This window comes from Eudoraea sp., from assembly GCF_049669105.1.
Lineage (GTDB): Bacteria > Bacteroidota > Bacteroidia > Flavobacteriales > Flavobacteriaceae > Eudoraea.
Genome location: NZ_JBATKE010000231.1, coordinates 1 through 6,573, shown reverse-complemented (window position 1 = coordinate 6,573; position 6,573 = coordinate 1). Strand labels below are relative to the sequence as shown.

Genomic DNA, 6,573 nt, shown 5'->3' with positions numbered 1-6,573 from the left:
GTATAGACGGAAATCAAGGTCCTGACGGAAACCAGGGTCCAGACGGGAATCAAGGTCCCGATGGGAATCAAGGCCCTGACGGAAATCAAGGTCCCGATGGGAATCAAGGTCCACAAGGTATAGACGGAAATCAAGGTCCTGACGGAAACCAAGGTCCTGATGGAAATCAAGGTCCACAAGGCCCGGACGGAAACCAGGGTCCAATAGGTCCTGACGGAATTCAAGGCCCAGACGGGAACCAAGGTCCTGATGGCAACCAAGGTCCTGATGGAAACCAAGGTCCTGATGGAAATCAAGGTCCACAAGGCCCGGACGGAAACCAAGGTCCAGACGGAAACCAAGGTCCTGATGGGAATCAAGGTCCAATAGGTCCTCAGGGTCCGGCAGGCCCTCAGGGTCCTCAAGGAGATCCTGGTAATGATATCACGACCAATTTAAGTCAGGATACCTCAACAGGAATTATTACGTATACCAATGAAACCTCAACTGACCAAACGGCAAATGTAGTTGGGTCTGAAACAAACAATAGTATTACGGTTGGATCAAACGGTGGAGCCTTTTACGAAAGCCCAATAAAAGCATTTGGTAAAATTGCATCTAATGGAAACGTTACCAGATCTACAACGGGTATCACCGTCACTAAACTGTCTGGTAACGGTCATTACAGGGTCAATCTTCCTTCAGGGCTCGTTGCAGATGCCAATTATATCATTCAACTAACTCAGCCCGGAAGAGGAGGAGCCGGTAATGATGACCCCGGTATTTCTTATAACAACCAAACGAGCTCAAGTTTTGAAGTTATTATAGGGGATAATGATAATGGTGGAACCAACAGAAGTCGATACAATTCCGAGTTTATGTTCACAATTCTAGATCTGTAAGACTATGAAAAAGATAAAACTTACAATCATTGCACTAATAAGCTGTTGGAGTTCCTATTCACAAATAGATGCCGGACTGCTGGTTGCGTTAACCAATGCAACCACTTCAGAAATGAATACTATTTCTGGACCAAATACCGGATCAATATTATATAACACTACGGATCAGAATATATATCAGTATAATGGTGCCAACTGGGCTGTTGTAGGAAGCTCAACCGGCGGATGGAACACAACAGGTAATTCAGGAACAACATCAGCAACTAATTTTATTGGGACTGCTGATGCTCAGGATTTTGTTTTGAAGTCCAACAATTCTGAAAAACTCAGGTTAGTCCAGGATAGAGGACAACTTCTGGTAAATCAGGCAACGGTATTTAACAGTCATCCCTTAGTGATCAGAGCCAATGGTATTGACGTTCTTGCTTTTCAGGACAATACCGGAACTTCAAAATGGCACTGGAATCTTTTGTCCGGAGGCTTAAACTTTGTCGAATCAAATGTCGCTGATTATCGGTTATTTTTAAAGGATGGAGGCAATGTCGGAGTGAATACCAACGATCCGACAGAACAATTGGATGTGAATGGCAATGCGAGAATTAGGACACTTAGTAATGCCACTGAATCTGATGATATATTGGCTGTAGATGCTACAGGTGTACTTCAAAAGTCAAAAGTGAATTATGGTGGCAGATGGACCAATTCGGACACAACCACCAATTTAAATAATAATAACACCATTGTCCCGCTATTTGGGAGTGAAGATTATAAAGACGATGGAAATAATTTATATATCGTTACCAGCAATAGTCTAACGGTTAATGAATCGGGCAGATATGACATAAGGGCAAATCTGTCTTTAGCCGGAATATCCTCAGGAGGAAATACGCATCAAAGAACAAATGTAAATGCCCGAATTGCCATAAATGGAAACGCAGTTGGTGCCATTGGAGCTTCAGGATATATCCGATGGGCTTCTGGTCATGATCATTCGAGCCTGCACCTTAGCGAAATATTACAACTCAATGCTAACGATGTTGTTACAATTATTACCTATAGAGAGGCAAATTCAGGTACCGTTCGATTTAGTGGATCCGGAGAATCCAGTTTTGTAATAAACAAACTACGATAGTAAATGAGATACCATATCGCCATATTATTATTTTTTACCTGGAATTTTCAGCTATTCAGTCAGGAAGCCTTGCACAATTATGGTACTATCCAGATCCATGAAACCGCAATGGTTGGTTTGCATTTGGACCTTATCAATGACGGTAGTTTTGACCAGAATATGGGCTTGGTTGGTTTTTACAGTGATCTTGGTCAGCTTAGAGTCTCAGGAGCTTTTACGCCCATCTTTTTTGATGCTGAAATAGCTGTTGAAGAAGGTTTGGTTCTTCAGACTTCTTTAGGTGTAAATAACAATGGAAATTTAATTATAGGTGATATTATCACGCCCAGGACGCAATCAGGAATTTATTCAAATTTCTTTGACAACTCTTTTTATACCGGCGAAAGCGGTGTTTCTAAAGTATATGGCTATGCGGCGATGACCAATAAAGACACTTTTGTATTTCCTGTGGGTGATGACCAAAGGTTAAGACCTTTAACCATAAAATCTATGGCCACAAATTCTTTGGCAAAATGTGCCTACTTTTTTGAAGATCCCAATAATTCAAAAACTTTAAATGCCTTTTTCAACACAAATAAAAGGGCCTCAGAATATATGTCTGTCAGTGATACGGAATTTTGGAGACTTGAAGGGGATGTTCCTTCCAATGTAACTCTAAGTTGGGATAGTTACAGCAATGTTGCAGCCTTAGGTGAATTTATGAGCGATCTCAAAGTGGTCGGCTGGAGCAAATCTGAAAACCAGTGGGTTAGTTTGGGTAACACCGCTGTGGAAGGTGGTATGGCCTACGGCACGATTACTTCAGATCTTTTTGTCCCCAATGATTATGAGATTATTACCATAGGAGGAAATGATGACATGCTGGAAACCTTTGATACCATTGAGTTGGATAACTATTATATGACCCCTAATGGTGATGGTCAAAATGATGTGCTAACTATTGAAGGCATCGAAAATTCTCCTAGTAATTCCCTTCAGATTTTTAACCGATACGGTGTTTTGGTCTATACCAAAGATAACTACAGAGGTGATTTTAATGGGTATTCCAACATGGAAAATGCAATTCAAAAGGATTCGGGATTAGAAACCGGTATCTACTTTTATATCATTACGCTTAATGATTTGCGACGAAAACACCAGGGCTATCTTTATATTTCCAACTAGTCAGTTATTCCAATTAAATCCTCTCATCATTATTCCTACTCTTAGGGCTTTATTTTGCTTTATCAACAGATAAACCCTCTAAAGTGTATATTTTTTTGTCAAAATACTTATTAACTTTGAAGTAAACTGTTTAGATGTAAATCATACTTTACATCTGTACATGGCAAATTAATTATATTTAAGAATCCTATTTAAATAAATGGTATCTTTTTTGATTTGAAGATACAAATCATATAATGTCCCTGATTAAACCGAAAAATTATGGAAAGAAGGTTGTTTATTAAAAGAAGTGGGTTTTGTGGTCTGGCCCTAACTATTGTCCCAAGCACACTTTTACTTCAGGATATCAAATATTCCATTGAGGAATTAATGGGCAAAGAAGATATTGAGCTATACGGTGAGGGTATTAATTTAAGGAAGGAAGCACATGATGCATTTGTTGAAATGAAAAAGGCAGCCTTAGCTGATGGTATAGACATAAAAATCGTCTCAAGTTATCGGAGTTTTGATAGGCAGGCAGTAATTTTTGAACGTAAATATTTAAAATATACGGATGATGATGGGATGGAACCACTGGATGCAATTGATAAGATAATAGAGTATTCTACCATTCCTGGTACAAGCAGGCATCATTGGGGAACTGATATGGATCTTATTGATGGGAGCCCCAAGGTAGATGGCGATGTGCTTGAAACCAGTAAATTCAGTTCAGGAGGACCATTTGAAAAATTCAAACTTTGGATGGACGAAAACTCCAAAAAGTTTGATTATTACCTGGTTTATACAGATGATTCCAAGAGGAGAGGGTTTAAATATGAACCATGGCACTACAGTTACGCCCCCCTATCCATACCTATGCTTAAATCTTTCAGACTTAAAAATATTATGAAACAATTGGAGCAGGAAGATTTTTTGGGTAGTGATCATTTGACTACAGAATTTGTAAAGACATATATTGAAGATAATATACTCGATATTAATCCAGAACTTTTGTAGGCATTTTTTGTGCTGCAAAATAACAGAGATAAATACTATACTATGAGAAGAGGTAGTTGGAAAATTCGAATAGTTATTGGTTTAATAATAGTGGTATTTGCACTCATCCAGCGCTGGAACAATAAGGAAGAGAATCCTTATACCGGAAGAGTTCAAAATATCAATATGACCTCTGAACAAGAAATAGCTATTGGTCTTCAAAGTGCTCCCGAAGTGGCTCAACAGTACGGAGGTTTATATCCCGATGAGCGTCTTCAAACCTTGGTGGATGCCGTAGGAAACCGGCTAATACAAAACAGTATTGCAAGGGAAACTCCATATAAATATGAATTTCATTTACTAGCAGATGACCAAACTGTTAATGCCTTTGCATTACCGGGCGGACAGGTTTTTATAACTTATGCGCTATTCAATCAACTTAATGAATCACAACTGGCTGGCGTACTTGGACATGAAATTGGGCATGTGATAGGCAGACATTCTGCTGAACGCATTGCAGAGAGCAATTTTTGGAAAACTGTATCCATGGGTGCCAGTGTGGGCGCTGACGCTGGTAGCCTGGTAGGTAGTATTGGCCAAAATACACTTTTAACAAATGGCCGTGAAGACGAACTGGAAAGCGATGATCTGGGAGTTTTATTCATGATGCAAAGTGATTATGAGCCTGAAGAAATGATCCGAGTAATGGAAATTTTAAAAGCTTCTGCCGGGCCAAATAGAGTTCCAGAATTTCAAAGTACACATCCGGATCCGGATAATAGAATTGAAAGAATTAAAAAATCTATCGAGAAATACAAGAACTAAACCAGATAAGATTTATATGGTTATTCTAGGCCATACATCTTTTTTTTGTATATTTGACTTTACCTCCCAATCTGTTCATACCCCTAATTTAACCCTTATAGCTTTGATTTACATTTTAAACGAAACTATATGGGAACGCTATTGCATTTTAAAAGTCTTTATTTAGAGGCATTTGACGACTGTAAACCGGAGTTTATTGTAGTACTACTAAAAATTTATTCCTTTTTCTGCGTATTAATGCTATCCATGGCCATCTATGCTTTTTTGTATAGGGCTTTTACAGGATTTGAATTTTAGTTAACTTTTAATTTTATTAACTCTTTTACAAGAACACTAATTATTTTAAACCAATCCAAACAAAAAACCCTGACATTAATGTCAGGGTTTTTTTTGATTGATGAATAAACTTTTATTTCTAGATATTGTGCCCTTCTAAAACTGCAAGGGCTTCAGTGGCGTTAGAAAGTTTTGCCAACTTCTTAGCCGTATACCCCTTATCATTTTTAATAGATAAATCCGCTCCGTTTTCAATAAGCAACTCTAATATGTCAGCTTTGTTATACCTGGCGGCGAACATTGCAGGAGTCATGTCTAAAGATTTTTGATTAATGTCTTCTCCAAGTTCGATTAATGATTTTACCGTATCAATATCCCCCTGAAGAATTGCTTTGCAAAAAGAACTGATAGCAATGTCCTTCACATTCAAAGTTGTTTCGGTAGATTCATTAGTTGTTCTGTTCTCGGCATAAACGCCAGAAACCATAAGCAGACATGCTGTGGCCGCAATAAAGATTGTTTTTCTCATGATGAATTGTTTTTAATTGATGAATAGATTTTGATTATATTAGAATAGACGACTCTTATTGCTAATTGTTTCACCATTAACATAATAATAACGTAATTTTAACACTTAACCTTTCGTTGCAGTTGAATATTTAAGATGATTTTATCTTCCTGAAAATTTTATGAAAAGCCTGGAAGAATACTGGTAAACCTTGGTAAATCACTGTATTTTTGCTAACTCATTAAATAAAGGACCATGAATAAAAAGGTAATCTTGATGATCTTGGATGGATGGGGGAAATCTCCAGACCCTAAAGTTTCGGCTATTGATAATGCCCATACACCCTTTGTAGATTCGCTTTATAAAAATTACGCTAATGCCAATCTTCTGACGGATGGAATGAATGTTGGCCTGCCAGAAGGACAAATGGGCAATAGTGAAGTAGGTCATATGAATTTAGGAGCGGGACGAATTGTATACCAGGATTTGGCAAAAATTAATCTTGCTGTTAAAGAAGATACCCTAAAGGAAGAAAAAGAACTAAAAGAAGCCTTCACCTATGCCAAAGAGCATAACAAGAATGTACATTTTCTGGGTTTACTTAGTAATGGAGGAGTTCACAGCCATATTGACCACTTAAAAGGACTTATTGCGGTGAGTGAAAATTATGGTGTTGAAAATGCATTCATTCATGCTTTTACCGACGGAAGAGACGTAGATCCAAAAAGTGGAATCACATTTTTGGAGGACCTGACCGCCTTCTGCTCAGATAAAAATGCTAAACTGGCTTCTGTTGTTGGCAGATATTATGC

The 6,573-nt window shown here is 38.2% G+C and carries 6 protein-coding genes and 2 pseudogenes; 7 read left to right on the top strand and 1 reads right to left on the bottom strand.

What is annotated here, in order from left to right:
* The 6 genes and pseudogenes from WBM60_RS16885 to WBM60_RS16860 all read left to right on the top strand — a co-directional run.
* Positions 1-881, top strand: a pseudogene (locus tag WBM60_RS16885) (hypothetical protein); the annotation flags it as partial.
* 4 nt (positions 882-885) lie between these two features.
* Positions 886-2,013: a hypothetical protein gene (locus WBM60_RS16880; protein WP_424261855.1), complete on the top strand. Its 1,128-nt coding sequence runs from the start codon at positions 886-888 to the stop codon at positions 2,011-2,013.
* Positions 2,014-2,016: 3 nt separating this feature from the next.
* The gene (locus tag WBM60_RS16875) at positions 2,017-3,177 is read left to right on the top strand and encodes a gliding motility-associated C-terminal domain-containing protein (RefSeq protein ID WP_424261857.1); all 1,161 of its coding nucleotides are present in this window, start codon (positions 2,017-2,019) and stop codon (positions 3,175-3,177) included.
* 261 nt (positions 3,178-3,438) lie between these two features.
* Positions 3,439-4,173 carry a M15 family metallopeptidase gene (locus WBM60_RS16870; protein WP_424261859.1) on the top strand — a complete coding sequence of 245 codons (735 nt, stop codon included), beginning with the start codon at positions 3,439-3,441 and terminating at the stop codon, positions 4,171-4,173.
* Positions 4,174-4,215: 42 nt separating this feature from the next.
* Positions 4,216-4,977, top strand: coding sequence for a M48 family metalloprotease (locus WBM60_RS16865; protein WP_424261861.1), 762 nt, complete (start codon positions 4,216-4,218; stop codon positions 4,975-4,977).
* 129 nt (positions 4,978-5,106) lie between these two features.
* A complete protein-coding gene (locus WBM60_RS16860; protein ID WP_367275444.1) occupies positions 5,107-5,274 on the top strand; it encodes a DUF6747 family protein in 168 nt (55 codons plus the stop codon).
* Positions 5,275-5,392: 118 nt separating this feature from the next.
* Here the strand turns inward: WBM60_RS16860 and WBM60_RS16855 are convergent, their stop codons facing one another.
* Positions 5,393-5,782 (bottom strand): ankyrin repeat domain-containing protein, encoded by a 390-nt coding sequence (locus tag WBM60_RS16855; RefSeq protein ID WP_424261863.1) that lies wholly within the window; start codon positions 5,780-5,782, stop codon positions 5,393-5,395.
* 234 nt (positions 5,783-6,016) lie between these two features.
* Here WBM60_RS16855 and WBM60_RS16850 point away from each other — a divergent pair.
* Positions 6,017-6,573 (top strand): annotated as a pseudogene (locus WBM60_RS16850) (2,3-bisphosphoglycerate-independent phosphoglycerate mutase); the annotation flags it as partial.